This is a genomic window from Vreelandella titanicae BH1 (genome assembly GCF_000336575.1).
Lineage (GTDB): Bacteria > Pseudomonadota > Gammaproteobacteria > Pseudomonadales > Halomonadaceae > Vreelandella > Vreelandella titanicae.
This window is the reverse complement of record NZ_AOPO01000002.1, coordinates 200,488-225,555: the sequence shown is the minus strand read 5'-3', so window position 1 is coordinate 225,555 and position 25,068 is coordinate 200,488. Positions and strand designations below refer to the sequence as shown.

Sequence of the window (25,068 nt, the reverse complement as noted above, 5' to 3'; positions counted from 1 at the left end):
ATGCAAAAGCACGACAATAAATCCAAACTGACTAAATTCAAACTGACAACCCTCGCCGCCAGCTTGTTGCTGGCGTCGGGAACGCTGTCAGCGCAAGAGCAGGATACCCGTGCCATCGCTGAACGCTTGGTCGACGAGCACTTCCAGAACTCAACCCTGAGCCGCGAAGAGCAGATCGAAGAGCTGATGTGGTTTGCCAACGCTGCCGAGCCTTTCCGCGGCATGGATATTCAAACCGTGGCTGAAGGCCTCACGACTCACGTTTATGAAAGTGAAGTGCTTGCAGAAGCCTTTAGTGAGCTGACCGGCATTAACCTGACCCACAACATCATCGGTGAAGGTGATGTGGTGGACACCATGCAGAATCAGATGCAGTCGGGTAACAGCATCTACGATGGCTTCGTCAATGACACCGACTCCATCGGCACGCATATTCGTTATGGCACCACCATCAACCTGTCTGAAGCGATGGAGAACGAGTGGGCCGACTATACGTTGCCCACCCTGGATTTAGACGACTTTATTGGACTGCAGTACGGCACCGGGCCAGATGGCAGCCTCTTTCAACTGCCCACCCAACAGTTCGCTAACCTCTACTGGTTCCGCTATGACTGGTTTACCGACCCTGAGCTGATGGCACAGTTCGAAGAGGTCTACGGCTACCCTCTTGGCGTTCCCACTAACTGGACGGCCTATCAAGATATCGCCGAGTTCTTTACCGAGCATGTCGGCGAAATAGATGGCACCAAGGTGTATGGCCATATGGATTACGGCCGCCGCGATCCGTCACTGGGCTGGCGCTTCCACGACTCCTGGCTCTCCATGGCAGGTATGGGCAGCCCCGGCGTCCCTTCCGGCAACCCGGTGGATGACTGGGGTATCCGCGTCAACGAAGATAGCCAGCCAGTAGGCGCAAGCGTAAGCCGCGGCGGTGCTACTAACTCACCGGCCTCGGTATTTGCCATGCAAAAAGCCGTCGATTGGCTGCGTGACTATGCCCCTCCTGAAGCACAGGGCATGACCTTTGGTGAGGCTGGCCCGGTACCTGCGCAGGGACACATTGCCCAGCAGATTTTCTGGTACACCGCCTTTACTGCCGACATGACCGACCCTGCAGTCGCAGTGACCGATGACGAAGGCAACCCGCTATGGCGCATGGCTCCATCCCCCACCGGCCCGTACTGGGAAGAGGGTATGAAGGTCGGCTACCAAGATGTAGGCGCCTGGACGTTCTTCGATTCAACGCCGGAAGATCGTCGCACCGCGGCGTGGCTGTTCGGCCAGTTCACCGTGTCTAAAACGGTGTCTTTGGAAAAACTGATGCACGGTCTAACGCCGATTCGTGAATCTGACATCTTCTCTGAGCAGATGACCGAGATGGCCCCCAAATTAGGCGGCCTGGTGGAGTTCTACCGCAGCCCCAACGAGTCGAACTGGACGCCTACCGGCACCAATGTGCCTGACTACCCACGCATGGCCCCACTGTGGTGGCAAAACCTGGCGCCTGTCATGAGTGGTGAAGTCACGCCTCAGGAAGGCTTGGACAAACTGGCGTCGGATATGGACAGCACCATGCATCGCCTAGCCAGGGCCAACGTCTTCGACAGCTATGCGCCCGTGCTCAATGAAGAGCAGGATCCGCAATACTGGCTGGATCAGGAAGGCGCACCCAAAGCCAAGCTGGACAATGAAATGCCCCAAGGCACCACCGTTCCTTATGACGAAATGATGGAAGCCTGGATGGCAGCCGGTACGCGCCAAGAGTAATCACGCGTAACGCTTGCAGGGTGGGCAACCGCCCTGCAAGGGTTTCATTGGCGGCAGGCCATAGCACAAGAGAAAACACCCAGGGCACCAGGGCTATTTATTTGTTAATTGGATCCGCTATGAAACTGCGAAATCGAAATATAGAAAAATTACCTACCGAGACCTTTGATGCCCTGATTATAGGGGGCGGTATCAATGGCGCGGCCACTGCGGCGGCGCTGGCTGGAAAAGGCGCTAAAGTCGCACTGATTGATCGCGGCGACTTCGCCGGCAGCACCAGCATGCACTCCTCCAACTTAGTTTGGGGAGGCATTAAATACATGGAAAGCAAGGATTTTGCACTGGTTCGAAAATTGTGCAAAAGCCGCAATCACTTGATAAAGAGTTACCCCTCTACCGTGCAGGAGATTCGTTTCCTGACCACTATTTCGAAAGGTTTCCGCCACTCACCACGCTACCTATGGGCGGGCACCTGGCTTTACTGGCTGATGGGCAACGGCTTCACTAAACTGCCCCGCCTGCTTTCGCCTAACAAGATTAAGCAGCAAGAACCCATTATCGATATTGAGGACGCCGTTGGCGGCTTCGAGTACTCCGACGCCTACCTCCACGATAATGACGCACGCTTTGTGTTCAACTTTGTGCGCCACGCGCTTAACTATGGAGCAATTGCCGCCAACTACGTCGAGTCACTCGGCGCCGAACGGGTCGGCGACCTATGGGTGACCAAAGCGCACAACGTGATGGATGGCAGCACCTTCGATATTCATGCCAAGGTATTAATCAACGCTGCTGGCCCCTGGGTAGATCAGCATAACGAGCTGACCGGCCAAAAGACTACCCATCATCACCTCTACTCCAAGGGCATTCACCTCATCGTTCCACAGCTAACCGATTCACAGCGGGTGTTGGCATTTTTTGCCGACGATGGAAGGCTGTTCTTCGTCATTCCCATGGGCAATCGCACCTGTATCGGCACTACCGATACCCATATGGAGCATCCAGAGGTGGACGTTACTGCTGACGATATCGCCTTTGTGCTGGAAAATATCAATAAACGCCTAACGCTAGATCAACCGCTCACACAAGACGACATTATCTCGACACGCTGTGGCGTAAGGCCTTTAGCCATCAAAGATGATCAGGGCAGTGACCGAGACTTTTTACAGCTTTCTCGCAAGCATGTGGTCGATACCAACGTTGAGAGTGCGCATATCAGCATCTTTGGTGGCAAACTTACCGACTGTTTGAACGTGGGGGATGAGATTGCCGAAGAGATCAGCCGCCTGGGCGTTTCACTTTCAGACCCCAACTTTCGGTGGTACGGGGAACCTGCCAAGCCCGTGAAACAGCAGTTTATGGATCAAGCCAAGCGTATGAACCTGGATGCCATGACCGCCTCTACGTCATCGGAGCTGCTCTCCTCTCGGCTGTGGCGGCGCTATGCCGATCAAGCCATACCGATGCTGGAGAAAATTCGTCAGGATCCCGCTCAGGGCGAAATCCTCATTGAAGGCACTGAGTACATCCGTTGTGAAATTGAGCATGCCCGCGACCACGAGATGATCACCCAGCTTGAGGACTTCCTGCGCCGCCGCGCCAAAGTTTCTCTGGTGGTACCTCATGAGCAGTTACGCCATTCCACAGGTTTAAAGGAAGCGTGTCGGGTACTGTTTGGTGACGATGCTGAAAATCGATTTAGCCAGTACTTCGAACAAAATCGCGATACTGCACTTCCGCCGACATCGACAGCGGTTTAGCGTAAAAAAGCCCCCTCACCTAAGTGAGGGGGCTCAAACAATCAATAAGCGATGCCCTACTCTTCGTCTTCAATTCGCATTTGAGAGTCCCCTGAGAGCACTTCATCCCAAGCTTCTTCCAGTGTGCAGCCTGAGCGGCTATCCACTGTGTCGATGACCTCAACGGCATGCTGCAGTGATTCACGGTTGCCCTTCAGTGCCACAACAAGTCTAGCGAGATCTTGTTTGCTGAAAGTGCTGGCGATGCTGTCGGCTTGTTGGCTCAGTTCGATGCAGTTCATTAGTAATACCTCATGGTATGGTCATCCGCTGCTTAACCGACTATCGGTTAAAAAAAGCAGCCATCTTAGTTAACGACGTATGGTGACGTTGCTACTCATGCTGGGCCGGATAAGTGCCCAGTTCGGCAACTGCGAAACGGTCACAAGCTTTGCAAGACCTTCGCCTTTAGCGCTCGGGTAATACTGAAGCGCTATGGTTCTGTAGCAGAGATCAGGGCAGTGACTCGGGATAACGAAGCACCCTCCTGATCCATGGCTTCACTATGGTTCACTGCAACAAAACCCACAATGCATCATTGGCAGCAGGGGTGGTTGTAACTCGACTACATAAACACTCATTAAGTGTTAAGTGTGTTAAAGACTTTCATGAGGGGCGCTAAAAGCGAAGAAAGGCGGCCAATGGTTTAATTGGCCGCCGCATTATAAAGAATCGAAAGAGTTAATAGATAGTGTGCTTAAGTAGTGGGCTAAATCGTTATTACCTAAGGCGTGGAGCGCACGCGCGAAACCGCATCCAACCAGCCTTGATAGAGCTGCTCGCGAGTGGTCTCCTCCATAGCAGGCATAAAGCTCTTCTCACAGCGCCACAGCTGCTCAATCTCTTCGAGGGTTTGATACCAACCTAAACGCAACCCGGCTAAGTAAGCAGCCCCCAGCGCCGTGGTTTCCAAAATCGTAGGGCGATCCACCTGGACACCCAGCATATCGGCAAGAAACTGCATCACCCAGCTGTTCTTCACCATGCCACCGTCGACGCGCAAAGTGCCTGGTGCGGCCTCCATGTCGTCGTTCATACAGTGCTGGAGGTCTCGGGTTTGATAGCACACCGCTTGCAGGCCTGCAGCGACTATTTCAGCGATACCGGTATCGCGAGTTAACCCAAAAATAGCGCCGCGGGCTTTGGGATCCCAGTGTGGAGCGCCCAAGCCGGTAAAGGCGGGCACCAGATAAACGCTGTGGCCACTGCGGGTCTCCTGGGCCAAGGCCTCCGTCTCTGACGCATCGGCAAACAGGTTCAAGCCGTCACGTAACCACTGCACCGTCGCCCCCGCCACGAAAATACTGCCCTCCATGGCATAGGTCGGCTTACCGTGAAGCCGGTAGCCAATGGTGGTCAACAGGCGATTGCGCGACAGCGAGGGCGTTTCACCGGTATTCACAATCATAAAACAGCCTGTGCCATAGGTGCTTTTACCCATCCCCGGTTGAAAGCACGCCTGCCCCACTAAAGCAGCCTGCTGATCCCCCGCTACCCCAGCAATGGGGAGCGCGGCACCCAGCCAGTGCGCTTCGGTGGTGCCAAAATCATCGCTGGAGTCTTTCACTTCGGGCAATAAATTGGCGGGAATATTAAATAGCGCCAGCAGCTCTTCATCCCACTCCTGAGTATGGATATTAAACAACGCTGTACGCGAAGCATTGGTGGCATCGGTCACGTGCTGCTGACCGCCTGTCAGCCGCCAGATTAAAAAGCTATCTACCGTTCCAAATGCCAACTCGCCCTGCTCGGCGCGCTCCCGAGCACCCTCAACGTTGTCCAGTACCCAACCAAGCTTGGTGGCTGAAAAGTAGGGATCAATCAATAGGCCCGTTTTAGCTTGAACGGTATCGGTATAGCCTTGATCGCGCAGTGACTGGCATAAATCTGAGGTGCGGCGATCCTGCCAAACGATGGCGTTATAGAGTGGCTTACCCGTTTTCCGATCCCACAGAATAGTGGTTTCCCGCTGGTTGGTAATGCCGATCCCGGCTATTTGGTCGGCGGAAACTTCAGCGTTACGCATCACATCTCGGCAAGTCGCCACCACGGTTTCCCAAATGTCTTCGGGGTTGTGCTCAATCCATCCGTCGTGGGGGAAGTGCTGAGTGAATTCTTGCTGGGCAACAGCGGCCACCTGGCCTTGGCGGTCAAACAGAATGGCGCGAGAACTGGTGGTACCTTGATCAATGGCGAGTATAAAAGAGGACATATCGAGTTCGCTTTGTTGTATTATCTTTCGATTTTGTATGATTGGAAACCTCTGATTAACGCGATGAGCGCAGGCCAGACAAGGCAAAAATCAACGAAAAAGCGGAGTTTACGGGGTGTAAATGAGCATTTTGAGGCGATTTTTAACGCTGTATGGCCAAGCGCAATAGTTAATCAGAGGTTTCCACGTTTTCGCTTTATTATCATCCAAGGCTACTCTAGCCGCCCAAAATGCTCAAGGCTGAAACCACCTCATTAAGCAATGTAGAGCGCCACATCGTGTTGCGTCAGCAAGCGCTGAATCGCGTCTGGGGGTTTGCGGTCGGTAAATAGCGCATCCAGCTGTTCCAGGTTACCTTGCCGAACAACCGGGTTACGGTGAAATTTAGAGTAGTCCGCCGCCAGATAGATGCGCCTGGAATTGGCGATAATCGCCTGAGCAACGCGCACTTCCTGGTAATCAAACTCCAGCAGTGAGCCATCCTCATCGATACCGCTGATGCCGATAATGCCGTAGTCCACTTTGAACTGATTGATAAAGTCGATCGTTGCTTCACCGATAATGCCGCCGTCCCGGGAGCGCACCTGACCGCCGGCGATAATCACGGTGAAATCCTCTTTATGTTGCAGGATAGCGGCAACATTTAAATTATTGGTAATGATCTCAAGGCCCTGGTGCTCTAACAGCGCTTGAGCAATCACTTCATTGCTGGTGCCGATATTAATAAACAGAGAGGAGTGATTCGGGATGTGCTGTGCTAAACAGCGGGCAATGCGCTCCTTTTCTTCCAGATGCAGTGTCTTGCGCGTGCTGTAGGCGGTATTGACTGTACTCGACTCGATTCCTACTCCGCCATGCACCCGCCTCACCCGGCCCTCATTGGCCAGGGTATTTAAATCGCGACGGATGGTTTGTGGTGTCACGGCAAAATGATCGGTGAGCTGCTCAATACTCATATAGCCGTGCTGACGAACCAGCTCGACAATGGCATCCTGACGAAATTGTTGATTCATAAGCCCGGCCTGTTCGATTTTTATTGATATCTGAACATAATCTAGCAAAATTTTCGAAACCTAATAGCACTATTCATACAATTCCGCAGGTGCCAAACCGACAGACCAAGCGGCGACCTCGCCTATTAAAGCGGCCACACCCATAGGATCATTGGGATAGCAACCACCAGCACCACCAGTGATAGCGGCAAGCCCAGTTTCCAATAATCACCAAAGCGGTAGCCGCCAGGCCCAAGCACCAGCGTATTGGATTGGTGCCCAATAGGGGTTAAAAACGCACAGGAAGCGCTAACAGCTACGACCATCAAAAACGGATCCAGTGAGACGTCAAAGCCATTGGCTAAGCTCACCGCAATCGGTGCCATCAGTAGCGCAGCCGCCGCATTGTTAACCACATTGGAGAGCAGCATAGAGAGTAAAAACAGCCCTATCATGGTCACCACCACCGGCCAATCGCTGCCAAAACTGAGCAGCGCGTTAGCAATCAAATCTGCACCTCCACTGGTTTCTAATGCTTCGCCCACGGGAATCATCGCCGCGAGCAGCACTATGACGGGGCCATCAATGGCCTGATACCCTTCCCGGAGTGGTAACACGCCAATCAGGAGCGAAATCAGTGCCGCACTACTCATGGCCACCGCTGCGGGGAGTAGATCAAACAGCATGGCGACGATTGCCAAGGCAAAAATAGCAATCGACATAGCGAGTTTGCGTGGCTGCCCCAGATGCAGTTCACGGCTAGCCAGGGGTAGACACCCAAGCGAGGCCAGGCTATCTGACATCTCGTTTTCACTGCCCTGGAGGAGCAAAACATCACCGTTTTTAAAACGAATATCCCGCAACCGCTGCTTCAAGCGCCCGCCATCTCGTGCGACAGCCACCAAGTGCAGGCCAAACTGATGGTTTAAGCGGAGCTGGCGTACGCTGCGGTTAATCATCATTGAGTCGTTACGCACCACGGCCTCGATCAGTTGCAGGCCCTCGGTATCCACGGGCTGTCGATCCTGCGCAGAATCTTTCTTATTCGCAGGATCCTTATCACTCTCCGTAGGCTCAGCATCCTCCGCCTCAGGGTCTTCCTCCAACTCTGCAATCGCGCTTAGCCCTACTTTGTCTTCCAGCATTTGAAGCTCATCAGGCCCTGCTTCTAATAGCAGAATATCGCCCTCTTCCAGTGCGCCGTGGAAGTTATAGCCCGCACGGCGGTTGTCATCACGCACCACCGCTAACACGGGAATGGTTTCGTCCAGTTCGTCGCGCAACTGCTGTAGCGTTAAGCCTTTGGCTTTCGACTCTTCACCCACTTTCAATTCGACTAAATAGTTGGCGGTATCGAACATTTCATCCGTAGAGGCCTGGCCGCTACGCTTGGGCGTCAAGCGCCAGCCCACCAGAACAATAAAGGCCAGCCCCGCCAGCGCAACTACGATGCCAACAGGCGAGAAGCTAAACATACTAAATGCTTCATCTGTCACATCACGGCGATAACTGGAAATAATGATATTGGGTGGGGTACCAATCATCGTGGTCAGGCCGCCGAGCAGAGAGCCAAACGCCAGGGGCATAAGCAGTAAGGAAGGCGAGGTGTTGTGTTCGCGGGCAAGCCGCATTGCTACCGGTAGCAGCAGTGCCAGGGCGCCCACATTATTCATAATACCTGACAGCACAACAATGGTACCCACCAGCACCAGGAGTTGGAGCAGCAGGTTTTCCCCCACTTTAAGCACTTGGTTGGCAATAATATCGACCACGCCCGAGCGCTCAAACCCTCGGCTAAGCACCAGTACAGCGGCCACGGTAATCACCGCCGGATGGCCGAAACCGGCGAAAGCGCTTTCGGCCGGCACAAGCCCCAGCATGACCGAACCCAACAACGCTGCCAGCGCCACTAAGTCATAACGAAAGCGTCCCCATATAAACGCGGCGAGCGTTAGCCCAAGTACGATAAACACCAGTGTGCTAGGTGTAAGCGTTAACCCGCCAAGATCCAATGCTTCAATACTTACGTTTTCAATACCGGAGCCCTCAGCGCTTGAGCCCTCAACACTTATGTCCTCAGCCGACATCCTTTTCCCACTCCCTTGCTGGCGTTTGAAAGTTCACCATGCGATTGATGCAAAACACGCTTTAACATGACTATTTCTTCTGCACATTAGACGTTTACTATACAGAGGTATAGACCCTGCATACGCAAAGCCTATAAACACATAGCCAAAAGGGACAAAAGCTCGGCAAAGCCGAGCTTCATATCGGTAGTGTAATGAAGGGTAAAACGGGCTAATAAAAGCGCTTACTTTTGGCGCTCAACAATAATGTGAGCATCAACAATCTTATAGCGATGCGTGCAGCCTTTGAGATATAGGAAACTTCACGGGGCCCTGGCCAATCGCTTCAGGCTGCCCCTGCTGCTGCTCTCAAAGTTCTATCGTCGGCTAAAATGAACCCGCTACGGCAAAAGAATAGTTGAGCCCGTGGTCTTGCGGCTTTGCAGGGCGTCTTGGGCTTTGCCAGCTTCTGCAAGTGGGTAGCGGTTGGCGATATCAATGTTGACCTTACCGCTTTCAATCATGGCGAAAAACTCTTCGCACATCATCTCCAAACGCTCGCGGGTGTCGGCGTAGCCATTCAGGCTGGGGCGGGTCACGTAAAGTGCGCCCTTCTGATTCAGAATGCCGATATTAACGCCCTCCACCGGGCCAGACGCGTTGCCAAAGCTGACCATCAGACCACGGGGCTTCAGGCAGTCCAGTGACATTTCCCAGGTGTCTTTACCCACCGAATCGTACACCACATCGCACATATCGCCGTTGGTAAGCTCGCGTACGCGCTCTACCACGTTCTCTTCGCTGTAATTAATTGTCGCCCAGGCACCGTTGGCCATGGCTAGATCCGCTTTTTCCTGTGAACTGACTGTGCCGATCAGCTTAACGCCTAACGACTTCGCCCACTGGCAGGCAATCGAACCTACCCCGCCCGCTGCGGCGTGAAATAGAATGGTTTCGCCACCTTTTAGTTCATAGGTTTGGCGCAGCAGATACTGCACGGTAAGGCCCTTGAGCATACTCGCCGCTGCGGTGTCGAAATCAACGAAGTCGGGTAGCTTGACCACTTTAGCCGCTGGCAGCGTATGCAGTTCAGCATAGGCGCCCAACGGGCCTTGGGCATAGGCCACGCGATCGCCAACCTGAAGGTGTGTGACTCCTTCGCCAACCGCATCGACCACGCCTGCACCTTCGGTGCCTAGACCAGAAGGCATGGAAGGGGTTGGATAGAGCCCGGTACGAAAATAGATGTCGATAAAATTAAGGCCAACGGCTTTATTAGCAATACGTACTTCACCCTGGCCAGGTTCAGCAGGGGTAACGTCGACCAGTTCAAGTACCTCAGAACCGCCGGTGCGGGCAAATTGAATACGCTGAGACATTAGGACTCCTTATTGTGTAATTCGGCTATTATTCGAGTTGATACGCCATCTCTGAATAATGCTAAGCATGGCAACAGGTGCTGCTATACAAGCGCGTCATGGCATTTAAATCAAGCTAGCACGCTAGCGTATTTTTACCCACTAGAACGCGAGGCAATGCAATCCTGCTGTCATGCGCCCATGCTAGTATTAGCGCTTCTTTATCGTCTAAGGCTTAGAGATTTGTCATGACGCATCCCGCTATTCAACTCCCCGCGCTGATTGCCCACCGCGGCTACTCCGCCGCTGCCCCTGAAAACACCCTCGCCGCGGTGCGCGCCGCCTATGAAGCGGGAGCCACATGGGTAGAGCTGGATGTGCAGCTACTCGGTGATGGCACCCCGGTGATTTGGCACGACGGCGATGTAGCACGCTGCTCAAACGGACGGGGCGGACTCGCCTCCATGAGCTGGGCGAAGGCGCAAACCCTGGATGCCGGGGCTTGGTTTGACGATCGTTTTGCGGGTGAGAAGATGCCTAGCCTCAGCGAGATGTTGGCACTGCTTAACGAGCTGGAAATGGGCGCCAATATGGAAATCAAGGTCAACAAAGGCCGCGACCCCATCGCGCTGGTGGAACGCGCGCTGCCGGAAATGCTCGACACTCTCCCCCCCGAGCGCTTGATTATCTCCTCCTTCAATGCCGCGGCTCTTGGCCACTGCCGTCAATTTGCCAGCAAAGAACGGCTGGCCCTGGGTGTGCTGTTCGGTAGCGTGCCCAAAAGTTGGCGTGAGCAGTGCGAGGCCATTGAGGCTTTTAGCGTGCACCCCCACTGGCCGCGTTTGAAGCGCGCCCAAGCCGACGCTATGCAGCGCGATGGCTATCAAATATTGTGCTATACCGCCAATGACCCCAGTGCCTTTCATAGCCGCTGGGAGTGGGGCATCGGCAGTGTCATCACCGATGAACCCGCCGCGTTCAAGCGCTTTTTAGACAGCCATTGATAAACTCTAACAACTTATAAGTTCACACACTGACAAGGAGTCCACCGTGAAGTACCTAGGAGCCCATGTGAGCGCCGCTGGCGGCGCAGACCAAGCCGTGCAGCGAGCAGTGGAAATCGGTGCGGATGCGTTTGCGCTATTCACCAAAAATCAGCGTCAATGGAAAGGTAAACCGCTCACCGATGAGGCGATTCAAGCCTTTCGCGATGCCTGTGCCGAGCACAACTTTTCTGCAGAGCAGATTTTGCCCCACGACAGCTATCTGATTAATCTGGGTCACCCCGAGCAGGAAGGGCTGCGCAAATCCCGCGATGCGTTTCTGGATGAGATGCAGCGCTGCGAGCAGTTGGGGCTGACGCTGCTTAATTTTCACCCTGGCAGCCATTTGAACAAAATCAGCGAAAGCGACTGCTTAAAGCGTATTGCAGAATCCGTTAACGAAGCGCTAACGCATACCCAAGGCGTTACCGCAGTCATTGAAAATACCGCTGGCCAAGGCACTAACCTAGGTTGGCGCTTCGAGCATTTGGCCGAGATCATTGCCCACGTGGACGATAAAACTCGCGTGGGGGTGTGTATTGACACCTGCCACGCCTTTGCGGCGGGCTATGATCTACGCACGACAGAGGCCACCCAAGCAACGCTTGATGAGCTAGACAGCGTGGTCGGCTTTGAGTATCTGCGCGGTATGCATTTAAACGATGCCAAAAGCAACCTTGCCAGCCGCGTGGATCGCCACCATAGCCTGGGCAAAGGCAATATTGGCCTACCTGCCTTTACCACCATCATGCAGGAACCACGGATTAACGGCATTCCAATGATACTGGAGACCATCGAACCCGAGATATGGGCCGATGAAATAGCTTGGCTACGCGCTCAAGCCTCCTGAAGTGGATACAAAGAGTCAGCCTACGATTCAGCGGTTTTTGCACGCCCGGTAATGCTTGCCTACGCTTAAACTCCTTTACCCAAGCCCCAGCCTACGTAAGGAGTGTGCAATGAGCGATACCGATCTTGGCAGTTTAGATGCCCAGACCCTAGCTCACTTGTTTGCAAGCCGAGAGGCCTCCCCGCTAGAAGCGACTCGTGTCGCTCTTGATCGAATCGAGCGCTTCAACCCAGACGTTAACGCCTATGTGTATGTAGATGCTGAAGGTGCGGAATCGGCGGCCAAAGCCTCGGCGCGGCGCTGGGGGCAAGGCAAGCCGCTAAGCCCCATCGACGGGGTGCCGGTATCGCTTAAAGACCTGACCCAAGTGGCAGGCATGCCCTGCCGAGAAGGCTCGTTAACCTCTTCTGAAGCGCTATGTGACACCGATGCGCCACCCGCACGCATGCTGCGTGAAGCAGGCGCCGTCATTTTAGGTAAAACCAACACGCCCGAATTTGGCTGGAAAGCCGTGACCGATAACCGTGTCTTCGGTGCCACGGCTAACCCCTGGGATACTCGGTTAACCCCCGGCGGTTCTTCCGGCGGGGCCGCCGCTGCTGCGGCACTCAATATGGGGGTACTGCACCAGGGCGGCGACTCCGGCGGATCCATACGTATCCCCGCGGCGTTCACCGGTGTTTTTGGCTTCAAACCCACATTTGGCTGGACGCCCCAATGGCCTCCAGCTAAAGAACCCAGCCTATCGCACCTGGGGCCGTTAACGCGCACCGTGCGGGATGCGGTTAGCATGCTCAATGTGATGGGCCGTTACGACTACCGTGACCCTTACGCCACCCGCGGGCAGCCCGAGTGCTGGGGGATGGATTTGGATAAAGGTTTAACCGGACTACGGATTGGCTACTCGGCTGATCTTGGCTACGCCAAGGTAGATCCACAGGTTGCCGAACGCGTGCGAGAAGCAGCCGGCAGACTGGAGGCGTTGGGCGCTGAAATCGTCGAAGTGCATCCCGGCTTTTCGTCACCGCTGGATACCTTCCGTAAGCTGTGGTTTACCGCCTCTTTAGAGCAGTGGTCACAAATGGATGATCACCAGCGTACGCTGCTGGATCCCGGCATGGTGGCCAATGCCCGTGAGGCCGAACCCTGGAAAGCCGTTGAACTGTTTCGTGCCTTGGCAGATCGTGCGGAGTTAACCCAGCTCCTGGAGCACTTTAACCAAGAGTATCATCTACTGATGACCCCCTCGGTGGCGATACCGCCGTTTGAAATTAACCAGGAAGTTCCCCTCAGCAGCGATATGCGGGACTGGGAAGAGTGGGCGCCCTTTAGCTATCCTTTTAACCTTAGCCAGCAGCCCGCCGCGTCAGTGCCCTGTGGTTTTACCGATAACGGTTTACCGGTGGGTTTTCAGCTTGCGGGTGGCAAGTATGATGATGTGCGGGTACTGCGTGCCTGCCACGCCTACATGGAAGCGCACCCGCCGCGCTTTCCCAGCGTACCCAACCCTCCCCAGTATGCTTAACACTTGCACGACATGAAAAAACCCAGCCAAGCGTGACACATGGCTGGGTTTTAGCGATCAATAGCGAACGTTACATAGCTGAGAGTTTCTCTTGGTCTAACACGCCCGACATACGCACCATGGCCAACGCTTCATCCAAGCTGCTCACCTCCTCGATCATGACCAACTCGCTCTCTAAGCTCACCGGCTGACCAGCTGTTTCAGAGAGCAATTTTTCCAGGGAAGCCACATCCATAGCGTCGTCTAAGTGGTGAACATCTACTGAGGCGCTGTTGCGGCCCGGCAGATAGATGGTGCCATTAGAGAAATCCACGGCGTAGGCAATCACTCCGGGTACAATAAAAAACAGCAAACCGACCCCATTGGCGACAGCAATAACCGGATCAATATCACCGCTCAATTGCCCTTTACGTTCAGGGTGAAAAAGCGTACCACAACCACTCAATGACACGATGGAAACGCCAACCACGGCGCCAGTCAACCAGCGACGAACTGCTTGATGCATGAAGGTTCCCTCAAATACAAAAGTAACGATAGTCGATATAGCGTATTGCGCTTGCGTTTTTGCCGACTATCGCGCCACAAAACTCGATCAGTTTAGCACAGCCATCCAAAAGCATAGATCATTTGAACATAAGCACTATTTTGCCGCTTTAACCGCTAGACCGTACAATGTCCCCATTCAACGCTTCCAAGCACTTTTTCAAGAACCCAGTTTTCAAGAACCAGGTTTTCAACAACCCTGTTTTCAAAAACCTAAGGAATGCTCACGCCCATGCGCGCCAGCCAATTACTGATTGCCACTCTCAAAGAAACCCCGGCTGACGCCGAAGTCATTAGCCACCAGCTAATGCTCCGTGCCGGGATGATTCGCCGTTTAACCTCAGGGCTATACACCTGGCTGCCACTTGGCCTGCGCACCCTGCGTAAAGTGGAAGCCATTGTGCGCGAAGAGATGAACCGTGCCGGTGCTCAAGAGGTACTGATGCCCGCCGTGCAGCCCGCTGAGCTTTGGCAGGAGTCTGGCCGTTGGGAGCAGTATGGCCCCGAGCTGTTACGCCTGAAAGATCGCCACGACCGCGACTACTGCGTCGGCCCGACCCACGAAGAAGTGATCACCGACCTGGTGCGCAAAGAGATTGCCAGCTATAAACAGCTGCCGGTCAATTTCTATCAGATTCAGACCAAGTTCCGTGACGAGATTCGCCCACGCTTTGGGGTAATGCGCTCCCGCGAGTTCATCATGAAGGATGCTTACTCCTTCCACCTGGATGAAGCCTCGCTGAAGCAGACCTACCAGGATATGTATGATGCTTACACACGCATTTTCACGCGACTAGGCCTCGACTTTCGCCCGGTAATTGCCGACAACGGCTCTATCGGCGGCACCGGCTCCCATGAATTCCACGTACTGGCCGACTCGGGCGAAGACGATATCGTATTCTCCAACGCCTCCGACTACGCCGCAAACATGGAAAAGGCCGAAGCCTTGCCTGCCCCGGTGGGCAGCGACATACAGCGCGAAGCACCTACCCAAGAGATGCATCTGGTAGACACACCTAATGCCAAGACCATCGCCGCCCTGGTTGAGCAGTTTGATCTGCCGATCGAGAAAACGGTCAAGACCCTCATCGTACGTGCCGCTGAAGGTGGCCTGATTGCCCTATTGGTGCGCGGTGATCATGAGCTGAACGAGGTAAAAGCAGAGAACCTTCCCCAAGTGGCGGCCCCGCTGACCATGGGCAGCGAAGAAGAAATTCGCGCAGCAGTTGGTGCAGGCTTTGGCTCGCTTGGCCCGGTGAACCTTGATATGCCCATTATTGCCGACCGCAGCGTTGCCCTGATGAGCGACTTTGGCGCGGGTGCCAATATTGAAGGCAAACACTATTTCGGCATTAACTGGGAGCGTGATGTTGCCCTTCCCGAGGTGGCCGACCTACGCAATGTGGTGGAAGGCGACCCTTCTCCCGACGGTCAAGGCACGCTCTCTATCAAGCGCGGCATCGAGGTTGGCCACGTCTTCCAGCTTGGCCAAAAGTACTCCCAGGCCATGAACGCCAACGTACTGGGCGACAACGGCAAAACCAGCCATCCTTGGATGGGTTGCTACGGCATCGGCGTGACCCGTGTGGTCGCCGCGGCCATTGAGCAGAACCACGATGAATCCGGCATTATCTGGCCTAACGCTATTGCGCCCTTCCAGGTGGCACTGGTGCCGATGAATGCACACAAATCCCAGCGTGTTCGCGAAGAGTCTGAACGTCTTTACCAAGCACTCACCGCCGCTGGCTTAGACGTCTTGCTGGATGACCGAGACACCCGGCCCGGCGTTAAATTTGCCGACTTGGAGCTGATGGGCGTTCCTCACCGCCTGGTAATCGGCGACCGCGGCCTGGACAACGGCGAACTGGAATATAAAGGACGTCGGGATAGCGAAGCCACCATGGTGCCTGCGGATCAAATCATCGACTTTTTGCGTGAGAAAGCTAGCTAAGGCAGTAACGCTGAGCGGCGCTGGGCTTGTAGAGACAAGCCCAGTGGCGTGAACGTATGGGCACGCCGCTAGCGCGTTTTATTGGTGATGACGTGCAGCGCCAGACGCAGCCTGGGAGAAACCTGGTACCCAGAGCGCGTCATGTATGCCTGGCGGGACACTTGGCGCCAGCCAGCATTGCGTTAAGCACTATCCTGCCCATCTAATCGGTAAAAGCTAACGTGGTCACTGGTGCGAGTGCCACAGCACCTAATAAAACAAAAGCAAAGTTAAGGATAAATCCACAAGTGTTGGCTTACCGTTAAGCCAAAGGCATGACTTTCTTGCATAATCCATCCACTATTAGGCTTAACACTTTGCCAGCTTAATGCGGGATGCCAATCTGAATGCCAACACAACAACGTAGCCCTTTTAGTGGCTTTTTCAGCGTATTTACTGCCCCGTTTTTTGTAGTGGCAATCACATCCCTACTTGTCTCCACCGCTAATGCTGCCCAGGTAACGGTGCGTAGTGTTGAAGGTCAACTGCTTGAGGACGCAGTGGTTGAGGTCTATTACGACACCTCAGCAGGAAATCCACCCCAACAAGAGAGTATCTACCAGCGCGATGCCGCCTTTCACCCCAAGGTGCTAACCGTATCGACCGACAGCTATGTGGCATTTCCTAACCAAGATACGACTCGCCATCACGTCTACTCTTTTTCACCGGCCAAAACCTTTGATTTAAATCTCTACCTGCAAGAAACCCCACCACCAGTTCAATTCGACCGAGCGGGCATTGTCGTCTTGGGGTGCAATATTCACGACCATATGCAGGCCTTTATTGTCGTTAGCGACGCTCCCTATATGGCCACAACGGCTGCCGAAGGCACGCTTTTGCTACCTACTCTGCCGCCAGGTGAGCATCGTGTGCGGATTTGGCACCCTCAGCTTGATGACAGCCAACAAGTCTGGTGGGAAGGCGTCATTACCGATACCGACCAATTAAACGTCAGCTTGAAACTCAATGCGCTGCCACCCCCAGCGCCAACACTCTCTCCACTTCAGCAGCGATTTAAAGATGCCACCTAAGCCCCTATCAGTGTTCAGGAGATCGCGATCCGCCACTTAGTGAGGTTGCTATGCGCTTTAGAACGCGCCTGATGCTCGTGCTACTGACAGTGGTGATTGTCTCGCAACTCGCCACCGGGGTGGCGTTTCTTCGTGCGACCCAAAACGACGTCATTGCAAAAGGCTCCCAACGTTTAGAAGTGGGTGCCAATGTATTGGAACAACTGCTGGACGCACGCGGTGAGCAGTTAGCTAATAACGTCGCCATTCTTGCCGATGACTTCGGTTTTAAAAGCGCCGTTTCCACCCAGGACACCGATACGCTCTACTCCGTATTGGCCAACCATGGTGATCGAGCCAAGGCGGATATCGTGTTACTCAGCGGCCTGGATGGGCGTATTTTGGCAAGCAGCCATCACGCGCAAAATAGCCCCATGCCTTTCCCGCAGTTGTTCGATCGAGCCAGCCAAGAAGGCGAAGCTGTTAGCGTCGTCATCGCCGAAGGGCAGCCGTACGAGTTTGCCCTGCTGCCAGTGCGTGCCCCCAACCTGATTGGCTGGGTGGGTATGGGCTTTTTAATCAATGAAGCGGTCACGGAAGAGATTAATGCATTAACCGGGTTGGACATCAGCGTAGTCAACTATCGCGACAACGGCGAGATCAGCTACCTTGCCAGTTCTCATCCCGAGCAACTGGCCCTGGAATTAATGAGCGGGCGTGACGATGAGCTAATCGAAGGTGAATATGCCTTACACAGCCAGATGACGCCGGATGCCGAGTACCTGACCTACGCGTCTCAGCTCTATTCCGATGACGTCAACCAGACCTATGCGTTGTTACAACTCTCACGCAACGAGCTGCTTGGCGCTTACCGCTCGCTGCAGTGGCAACTGCTGGGAATCATTGCTTTGATCCTGCTGTTTACCGTGCTGATTGCTATGTGGAGCGCCCGGAGTATGAGCAAACCGTTAATGGAGTTGGCGAAGGCGGCACAGCGCATTGGTCGCGGCGAACGTTTTACCGAGCTACCCATTGGTAGTGAGCGAAGTGAAACGGGGCTTTTGGCGTCGACACTGATCGCCATGCAGGAAGGCATCGCTCAGCGCGAGGCGACGCTTCATCACCAGTCTCGCCACGACCTCCTTACCGACCTGCCCAACCGCATCAGCACCCAAGAAGATATTAGCCTTTTGATCAAACGCGGTGAGCCTTTTACCTTGCTTCGCCTGGCGATTAACAACTTTCGCGACATCAACGACACCTTCGGCTATGCGCTGGGGGATCACGTGCTAGTCACACTGGCCAAGCGCTTGCAGCACTTTGATGGCTCTGAGAGCACTGCCTACCGACTGGATGGCGATGAATTACTGCTACTCGTCAAGCAGTCGAGAAGCGACTTTGCCTGGCGAACCCGCCTTTTTACAACGCTGCACCACCCTATCGACCTTGATAAATTCCCTATCGCGCCGTCACTCTCGGCGGGCGAAACTAATTACCCCGACCATGGCGACAGCCCTCAACTGCTGCTGCGGCGTGCCGACATCGCACTCGATATGGCGCGTCGCCACCGTCACGCCCATCAACGCTATTTGGAAGGACAGGATGAGCATCATTTACGCCAGCTCACCTTGATTCGAGACCTACAGGACGCGGTGGGCAACGGTGAGCTGTGGATGGCCTACCAGCCCAAAGTAAACACACGTAACGGCCGTGTCGATCAGTGCGAAGCGTTGATGCGCTGGCGTCACCCGTCGTTAGGTTTTGTGCCACCCGATGAGTTTATTAGCTTGGCCGAGCGTTCGGGAAGCATCAGCATGCTAAGCCACTGGATGTTAGCCAATGTCTGCGCTCAACTGCATGCTTGGCAGCAGCATGGTTACCACTTATCGGTAGCGGTTAATCTCTCCGCCAGTGATGTGGTGGATCGCCAATTAGCTGCTTATTTGGCTAGCCTGCTTGAGCGCTATCGTCTTGCCCCTGCCCGCCTGAGTATCGAAGTCACTGAAAGTGCCGTTATGCAGGACGTTGATGCCGCCATGGCCACGTTGATGGAGCTCAACCAACTAGGGCTGCGTATCGCGATTGACGATTACGGCACCGGCTACTCTTCCCTAGCGCAAATCAAACGCTTGCCCGTGGATGAACTCAAGATCGATAAATCGTTCGTGTTGGCCATTGATTCTCAAAAAGATGACTTGACGATTGTCAGCTCGACCATCGAAATGGGCCACAGCTTAGGACTGCGCTTAGTGGCCGAAGGCGTCGAGAATCGCGCCAGCGCCGAGCTGTTAAGCAAGCTTGGCTGTGACTTTTTACAGGGCTATTGGATTGCTAAACCAATGCCAGCTGATGAACTCCCCGCATGGTTGGATAATTTTACGCCGCTCTCCTTGCCCCACCCGATGTCGTCCTTACTAAAGGCGTTCCAGAGAAAGCCATGATGTTATTTCAATCTATGTTTTCACCATCCAGTTCACCCTTTCGGCACTTTTTTTTCAGCTGCCTTGCGGTCTGTTTAGCGCTTGCGTCCATGCCCTCCTATGCCGGTAGCCGTATTGTAAGTACGGGCGGAGTGAGTGCTATTGAAGGGGCCGCGGGGGGTGGCTTATCGCCTTGGGCAGTGCTGGCCAGCACCGCCAGCGAACAGGAAATCGGCGTCACTGCCGCCGCTACCCATGCCTGGGTGGACGATTATCGGCTAACAGTGACCGGCGCAAGCCTGAATGTTTATGACCGTATTGAAGTCTCAGTGGCGCGTCAAACGCTTGATCTAGACACCCTGGGTGGCGAGCTAGGCCAGGATATTTACGGTGCTAAGGTGCGCTTGCTCGGTGATGTGCTCTATCACCCTTGGGGCATTTGGAGTGTTGGGATGCAACATAAACGACTGGTTGATGGCACCATTCCCACCGCCCTCGGTGCCGATAAAACAAGCGGTACCGATATGTATCTTAGCGCCAGCAAGTTGCTGTTTAGCGCTGTTGCCGGGCGCAATGTGCTATTCAACGCCACCCTGCGCAATACCAATGCCAACCAGGGCGGTCTGCTTGGCTTTGGCGGCGATCAGAGTAGCCGCTCGTGGATGGCCGAGGGGAGCGTGGGCGTTTTTATTACCCCGCAATGGGTTGTCGGTGCAGAGTATCGTCAGAAACCCGATAACCTAAGCGTAGCTAAAGAGGATGATTGGCAAAGTCTCTACAGTGCCTACTTCTTCAATAAGCACTTATCACTCACGGGCGCGTGGTTGAACTTAGGCGACATTGCCGGCCTACCTTCCCAACGCGGCGGCTATCTTTCACTTCAGGCAGCTTTCTAAGCGGGGCGCTATGAGCTTTCCACACAAATGCAAGCGGACACACCGTGGTTTAATAACGGTTACTTTTGCAACAATCGCAATTACGCTCGCAGGCTGCACTCATCAGTCAGCCACTCAATCAACAACGCTTTACGAACGGCTTGGCGGTCAGGGCACTATCGACACGGTGGTCGAGAATCTCTTATACCGAATTGCGGATGATCCCGAAGTAGTGGTGTTTTTTGCTAACACCAATATCGATTTATTTGCTGAATCCCTGGCCAGCCAGCTATGCGATGTAAGCGATGGCCCCTGCCACTATGAAGGCCCGCCGATGGATCGTGCTCATCAACATATGGGGCTAACAGATGCGCATTTTAATCGCTTGGTGGAACATCTCGATGCGGCTATGCAGGCGGAGGGTATTGCCCTTGGCGCACGTAATGAACTGCTGGGCAGACTCGCCCCTATGTACACAGACGTTATGCGTCTTCAGTAACCTGCCAACCGTCACGGCCCATCGCTTTTACCCGGTAGAGTGCTTTGTCGGCGGCTTCGTAAGCGTAGGGAAACGTTGCTTCATCGGCTACAAAACAGCTCCCGCCAACGCTTAACGTCACGCCTTTTTTATCCGGATGGGCAGAGTGGGCAAAATCAGCTTCCCGCAGCCCTTCAATTAGCTGACGACAGTAACGCTTCAGCGTGTCAGTGTTCGGGCAGTGAAGTAGTGCCGCGAACTCATCGCCTCCCAAGCGGTAGAGCTGCGCTTCATCATTCAGCGTTTCACCAATCAATGTGGCCAATTGGCGCAAAAGAGTATCGCCTTGCGGATGCCCATAGGCATCGTTGTACTGTTTAAAAAAGTCGATATCGACCAGAATCAGCCCTAACGATTGATGCTGCTTCGCCAACACATCCTGGTGTAAAGCGCTGCGATTGCCAATCCCGGTGAGCGGGTCGCGCATGGCACGCTGCATCCACTCGAAGGTCTCTTGGGTGGCGCGATCTGCGCGTCTTAGCTGGCGCTCATGGAGCCACCAAAACGCCAATCCCATCACAAAGATCAATAAACTGGAGTAAGTCAGCACCTGACGATGCTGACGGGTGCTTTCGGAAAAATCGTTAATCGCTGCGCCCCGACGATCAAGCTGATCCATCTCAATATGGGTTAAGCATTGAATCGGTGCGAACAACGCCATCGCCGCAGCGATACGGTCAATGCCCCGCGCCACGAGCAGCGCCACCAGCCGATCCAACTCCTTCAAACTAGGCTCAACGCAGGTATATTCACGCCGATAAATGTGCACATCGGCTAAGCCGTAGGCCAGGTCAATATCCAAGGCTGCGGCATCCAGCGCATCTTGCTCTGCCTGGTCACTCAATAGCTCGGATTGGGCATTTTGTAGGTAGACCCGTGCCCGAGTAGAAAGCTGCTGACCTGTAAGGCTCCCCGTCTGGCTGAAATAAGCCTGTATTTCGGGGTATACCCAGCGCGATTCATAAACAATCAACACCATAAGTGCCAAAAAGCTCATCAAGCTCAATGATAACCACGTAAAATAGCGGTGCTGGCGAGCTAAAGGCCGGGGACGAACTGTGGGCTGCGCGACGGGCCTAGTTTTGGATGTCACCACTTCGCCTCTATGCTACGAATCATCCAGATCCAGTCATTGAACTCACGCAGGTTTTCTACGTCGCGATCACCCTTGCCCTGATTATTGTAGTCACGCTCTACCAGCCGCACAGGGCCTCGCGTACGGATGGTGAGCGGATCGCCATCCTCAGAGCTAATCAGGTACCAGTTAGGGTCGTCCCACCCTTCTAAGGTAACCTCGTAGTCGTCCCAAGCGGTAAAGTGAAGCGCCGGGGGCACTTCGCCAAACTGTTCAATCAGAAAGGTGCGAAACTCGACGCCCTGCATCTCCACATCGCGCCCTTGATAGGGGTCATAGAGTGTAAACGTCGTATCAGACATGTCGTGCAAGTCACTTAAAGCGACCTTTTGAGTGACATCGCCGTTGATCATATTTACTGCCTGGGCAAAGGCAGTCGCGGGAAGTATTATGCCCACGACAATTAACGCGCACGCTAACCGATCACGTACACGACCCCACGGGCTGTGGTGTAAGGCAACTGCGTTCATGACAAAGCATCCTAGTGTAGTCATTGCTTCAATGGACTTTACCAGAGCACGCCTTGCATTGCTCATTAACGCACGCTATGCGATTGCAACTTTTCAGCACATTTCAGGCAAAAAAAAGCCAGCCCATGGTGGGCTGGCAACAGGAGGTTTACTGCGATAGCAAACCCCCTCCCCTGACAAGGTTTACATGAGGTGGGAAAGCTACTTTTTACGCTCATCTTTACGTAGATGATCACGAATCACGAAGCCCACCCACCCCAGCATAAAAACGATTACTAACGCGACGGTCACTAAGCCGAAAATAACTGTGTCATCCCAATACATGGTGAATCCCCCCGCCGTGATGTATGCGTTCATACTAGTCACTCAACGGCAGAAGAATGCTGACCTAGATCAAGTTACGGCAGGCGGGGGAAGGCGGTTAAACAGGAAATTGATACTGATCAATTTTTGGGCGTGATTAGCACTACAGCACCTTGCGGTCTTCGACTTTACTGTGTTCGGTACCTGGTGGTAACGGATGGCCTTTGGCTAATTCTGCACGGGTAGCTTCGCGTACGTCTAAAATGGTGACTTTATAGTTCAGCGTGCGCCCGGCCAGGGGGTGATTGGTATCGACGGTGACGCGGTCGCCATCGACTTTGAGTACCGTAACAATTTGCGGCCCGGCTTCGCCCTCAGTTTGAAAGCGGCTGCCCGGTTCCAACTCAGCGTTACCAAAAGAGCCACGGCTGACTTCCTGAACCAGATCTTCGTTACGCACACCGTAGGCATCTGCGGGCATTAGTTGAACGCTAAGCTCGGCGCCAACGATTTGACCTGCTAGCGCACTCTCCAACCCTGGCACGATATTGTCGTGACCATGCAAATACTCTAGCGGCTTATTGCGCGCTTGGGAGTCATCCAATACCTGCTTGCTGCCATCGTTGAGCACGTCGCTGAGGACATAGTGCAAGGTAACTACCTGATGCGCCGTAATCGACATGGAAAACTCCTCTCCGGTAAGCTGTCGGTTTTGTGATAGCACTTTGTGTTAGAACACTGCCTCAGTTTATCACTTGGCCGTTGCCAGCGTCTTTCCACCAGGAGTAGCGTTTAATGTTAAACCCCACCCCCCAGCGCACTTGGCTTGCTGCGCTGGCTATTTATTGTCGTGCACCCGTTATTACCATGCTGTTTTTGGGGTTTTCTGCAGGCCTACCCTTTTTATTAGTGTTTTCAACACTCTCCGCCTGGCTGCGTAGCGACGGCGTGGAGGTAGCGGCAATTGGCTTTTTTGCCTGGATTGGCATGCTCTACTCGATCAAGTTTTTCTGGGCGCCGGTGGTAGACCGGTTAGCGCTCCCGATTTTGACCCGCGCCTTCGGCCAACGCCGCGGCTGGATGCTGTTAGCCCAGGGGTTGATCGTTGCGGGGTTAGTGGGGCTGGCCGGTTTGAGCCCGGTGGGTAATCTCGGCTGGGTGGCCCTCTTTGCACTGCTGGTGGCGTTTGGCTCAGCGACGCAGGATATCGCTATCGATGCCTATCGCATTGAGTCCGCCGATGACGATGTTCAGGCCGCCATGGCCTCGACCTATATTATTGGCTATCGCGGTGGCTTACTTGCCGCCGGTGCCGGCGCACTGTATATCGCGGCCTCTGCCTCTTGGGATGTGGCCTACATGAGCATGGCGGCGCTAATGGGCATTGGCGTTCTCACCGTGCTGCTGCGCCCTGAACCGAAGCGCGCTTCGCTTTCTATTCAACTTATCCATGAGCCTAAGGTACGGGCGTTTATTCGCGCCAGCCGCGGTAAGCCCAAACTGTTACGCCGCCTGGGTGCCTGGAGCATTGGTGCGCTGGTCTGTCCGTTTACCGACTTTTTTCGCCGCTATGGAGTGAAAGCGCTGTGGATTTTGGTGTTTATTGCCGTATTTAGAATCAGCGATTTGGCCATGGCCTCCATGGCCAACCCGCTGTATATCGACCTGGGCTTTTCGCTGGCAGAGATTGCTAACGTGACCAATATATTCGGCATTGCGATGAGCATTACCGGTGGAATTCTAGGCGGGCTATGCGTGGCGCGCTACGGCATTGGCCCGCTGCTGATCTTCGGCGCGGGGTTGGTGATGGTAACTAACCTGCTGTTTGCCGTGCTTGCCGTGGTGGGTAATCAGTTGCCCATGCTGGTGGTGACGATTATCGGCGATAATCTCGCCAACGGCTTAGCCAGCGCGGTATTTATCGCCTTTCTCTCCAGCCTCACATCCCGCGCCTATACTGCAACGCAGTACGCGCTGTTCTCATCACTAATGACGCTGCCAGGAAAGTTTTTGAGCGGTTTTGGTGGGCTGGTCGTAACCTCTCAGGGCTACCCAAGCTTCTTTGTCATCGCAACGTTATTGGGCCTTCCCGCCATTATTTTGGCGATTTGGATCAGCCGAGACAAGCAGTTAGTGCCTACCCCCAAGCCTGCTTAAGCAGGCTTGGGGGTT

At 54.2% G+C, this 25,068-nt stretch carries 22 protein-coding genes; 12 read left to right on the top strand and 10 right to left on the bottom strand.

Going from position 1 to position 25,068, the window contains the following annotated elements; genetic code table 11:
* On the top strand, window positions 1-1,767 hold the full coding sequence (locus HALTITAN_RS05570) for an ABC transporter substrate-binding protein (RefSeq protein WP_022523710.1): 1,767 nt from the start codon (window positions 1-3) through the stop codon (window positions 1,765-1,767).
* 119 nt (window positions 1,768-1,886) lie between these two features.
* Window positions 1,887-3,527 carry a glycerol-3-phosphate dehydrogenase/oxidase gene (locus HALTITAN_RS05565; protein WP_039858288.1) on the top strand — a complete coding sequence of 547 codons (1,641 nt, stop codon included), beginning with the start codon at window positions 1,887-1,889 and terminating at the stop codon, window positions 3,525-3,527.
* 56 nt (window positions 3,528-3,583) lie between these two features.
* Here HALTITAN_RS05565 and HALTITAN_RS05560 read toward each other — a convergent pair whose 3' ends face one another.
* The 5 genes from HALTITAN_RS05560 to HALTITAN_RS05540 all read right to left on the bottom strand — a co-directional run bounded on the left by HALTITAN_RS05560 (window position 3,584) and on the right by HALTITAN_RS05540 (window position 10,215).
* On the bottom strand, window positions 3,584-3,808 hold the full coding sequence (locus HALTITAN_RS05560) for a hypothetical protein (protein ID WP_022523712.1): 225 nt from the start codon (window positions 3,806-3,808) through the stop codon (window positions 3,584-3,586).
* A gap of 482 nt (window positions 3,809-4,290) precedes the next feature.
* Window positions 4,291-5,778, bottom strand: a complete 1,488-nt coding sequence (gene glpK, locus HALTITAN_RS05555; RefSeq protein WP_027959230.1) for a glycerol kinase GlpK — start codon at window positions 5,776-5,778, stop codon at window positions 4,291-4,293.
* Window positions 5,779-6,032: 254 nt separating this feature from the next.
* A complete protein-coding gene (locus HALTITAN_RS05550) occupies window positions 6,033-6,791 on the bottom strand; it encodes a DeoR/GlpR family transcriptional regulator (RefSeq protein WP_022523714.1) in 759 nt (252 codons plus the stop codon).
* Window positions 6,792-6,916: 125 nt separating this feature from the next.
* Entirely contained in the window at window positions 6,917-8,857 is a 1,941-nt protein-coding gene (locus tag HALTITAN_RS05545) for an SLC13 family permease (protein ID WP_009286509.1), read from the bottom strand.
* Window positions 8,858-9,237: 380 nt separating this feature from the next.
* On the bottom strand, window positions 9,238-10,215 hold the full coding sequence (locus HALTITAN_RS05540; protein ID WP_009286508.1) for an NADPH:quinone reductase: 978 nt from the start codon (window positions 10,213-10,215) through the stop codon (window positions 9,238-9,240).
* A 227-nt stretch (window positions 10,216-10,442) separates the two neighbouring features.
* Here HALTITAN_RS05540 and HALTITAN_RS05535 point away from each other — a divergent pair, with 227 nt between their 5' ends.
* From HALTITAN_RS05535 to HALTITAN_RS05525, 3 genes are all read left to right on the top strand, one after another.
* A complete protein-coding gene (locus HALTITAN_RS05535) occupies window positions 10,443-11,198 on the top strand; it encodes a glycerophosphodiester phosphodiesterase family protein (RefSeq protein ID WP_009286507.1) in 756 nt (251 codons plus the stop codon).
* Between the two features lie 46 nt (window positions 11,199-11,244).
* On the top strand, window positions 11,245-12,087 hold the full coding sequence (nfo, locus tag HALTITAN_RS05530) for a deoxyribonuclease IV (RefSeq protein WP_009286506.1): 843 nt from the start codon (window positions 11,245-11,247) through the stop codon (window positions 12,085-12,087).
* Window positions 12,088-12,196: 109 nt separating this feature from the next.
* Window positions 12,197-13,612 (top strand): amidase, encoded by a 1,416-nt coding sequence (locus HALTITAN_RS05525; RefSeq protein WP_027959227.1) that lies wholly within the window; start codon window positions 12,197-12,199, stop codon window positions 13,610-13,612.
* A 70-nt stretch (window positions 13,613-13,682) separates the two neighbouring features.
* Here the strand turns inward: HALTITAN_RS05525 and HALTITAN_RS05520 are convergent, their stop codons facing one another.
* Complete coding sequence (locus HALTITAN_RS05520) at window positions 13,683-14,117, bottom strand: hypothetical protein (protein ID WP_009286505.1); 435 nt, start codon at window positions 14,115-14,117, stop codon at window positions 13,683-13,685.
* A gap of 270 nt (window positions 14,118-14,387) precedes the next feature.
* On the opposite strand from HALTITAN_RS05520, the gene HALTITAN_RS05515 reads away from it, so the two are divergent.
* The 6 genes from HALTITAN_RS05515 (at window position 14,388) to HALTITAN_RS05495 (ending at window position 20,949) form a co-directional block, all read left to right on the top strand.
* Window positions 14,388-16,106 (top strand): proline--tRNA ligase, encoded by a 1,719-nt coding sequence (locus tag HALTITAN_RS05515; protein ID WP_027959226.1) that lies wholly within the window; start codon window positions 14,388-14,390, stop codon window positions 16,104-16,106.
* A gap of 56 nt (window positions 16,107-16,162) precedes the next feature.
* The gene (locus tag HALTITAN_RS25525) at window positions 16,163-16,312 is read left to right on the top strand and encodes a hypothetical protein (RefSeq protein ID WP_155705810.1); all 150 of its coding nucleotides are present in this window, start codon (window positions 16,163-16,165) and stop codon (window positions 16,310-16,312) included.
* A 180-nt stretch (window positions 16,313-16,492) separates the two neighbouring features.
* Complete coding sequence (locus HALTITAN_RS05510) at window positions 16,493-17,176, top strand: cupredoxin domain-containing protein (protein ID WP_009286503.1); 684 nt, start codon at window positions 16,493-16,495, stop codon at window positions 17,174-17,176.
* Between the two features lie 50 nt (window positions 17,177-17,226).
* Window positions 17,227-19,596 (top strand): bifunctional diguanylate cyclase/phosphodiesterase, encoded by a 2,370-nt coding sequence (locus HALTITAN_RS05505; protein WP_009286502.1) that lies wholly within the window; start codon window positions 17,227-17,229, stop codon window positions 19,594-19,596.
* 89 nt (window positions 19,597-19,685) lie between these two features.
* Window positions 19,686-20,471 (top strand): DUF3034 family protein, encoded by a 786-nt coding sequence (locus HALTITAN_RS05500; RefSeq protein WP_236614930.1) that lies wholly within the window; start codon window positions 19,686-19,688, stop codon window positions 20,469-20,471.
* Between the two features lie 10 nt (window positions 20,472-20,481).
* Complete coding sequence (locus tag HALTITAN_RS05495) at window positions 20,482-20,949, top strand: group I truncated hemoglobin (RefSeq protein WP_027959223.1); 468 nt, start codon at window positions 20,482-20,484, stop codon at window positions 20,947-20,949.
* Here the strand turns inward: HALTITAN_RS05495 and HALTITAN_RS05490 are convergent.
* The 4 genes from HALTITAN_RS05490 to HALTITAN_RS05480 all read right to left on the bottom strand — a co-directional run bounded on the left by HALTITAN_RS05490 (window position 20,933) and on the right by HALTITAN_RS05480 (window position 23,578).
* Window positions 20,933-21,985 carry a GGDEF domain-containing protein gene (locus tag HALTITAN_RS05490; RefSeq protein WP_027959222.1) on the bottom strand — a complete coding sequence of 351 codons (1,053 nt, stop codon included), beginning with the start codon at window positions 21,983-21,985 and terminating at the stop codon, window positions 20,933-20,935. The genes HALTITAN_RS05495 and HALTITAN_RS05490 overlap by 17 nt on opposite strands.
* Before the next feature lie 92 nt (window positions 21,986-22,077).
* Window positions 22,078-22,593, bottom strand: a complete 516-nt coding sequence (locus tag HALTITAN_RS25940; protein WP_022523727.1) for a hypothetical protein — start codon at window positions 22,591-22,593, stop codon at window positions 22,078-22,080.
* A 201-nt stretch (window positions 22,594-22,794) separates the two neighbouring features.
* Window positions 22,795-22,950: a cytochrome c oxidase subunit CcoM gene (gene ccoM, locus HALTITAN_RS25685; protein WP_022523728.1), complete on the bottom strand. Its 156-nt coding sequence runs from the start codon at window positions 22,948-22,950 to the stop codon at window positions 22,795-22,797.
* Window positions 22,951-23,059: 109 nt separating this feature from the next.
* The gene (locus HALTITAN_RS05480) at window positions 23,060-23,578 is read right to left on the bottom strand and encodes an FKBP-type peptidyl-prolyl cis-trans isomerase (protein ID WP_039858286.1); all 519 of its coding nucleotides are present in this window, start codon (window positions 23,576-23,578) and stop codon (window positions 23,060-23,062) included.
* 113 nt (window positions 23,579-23,691) lie between these two features.
* Between HALTITAN_RS05480 and HALTITAN_RS05475 the strand changes: the two genes are divergently transcribed.
* On the top strand, window positions 23,692-25,053 hold the full coding sequence (locus HALTITAN_RS05475; protein WP_009286498.1) for an AmpG family muropeptide MFS transporter: 1,362 nt from the start codon (window positions 23,692-23,694) through the stop codon (window positions 25,051-25,053).
* Window positions 25,054-25,068 lie beyond the last annotated feature (15 nt).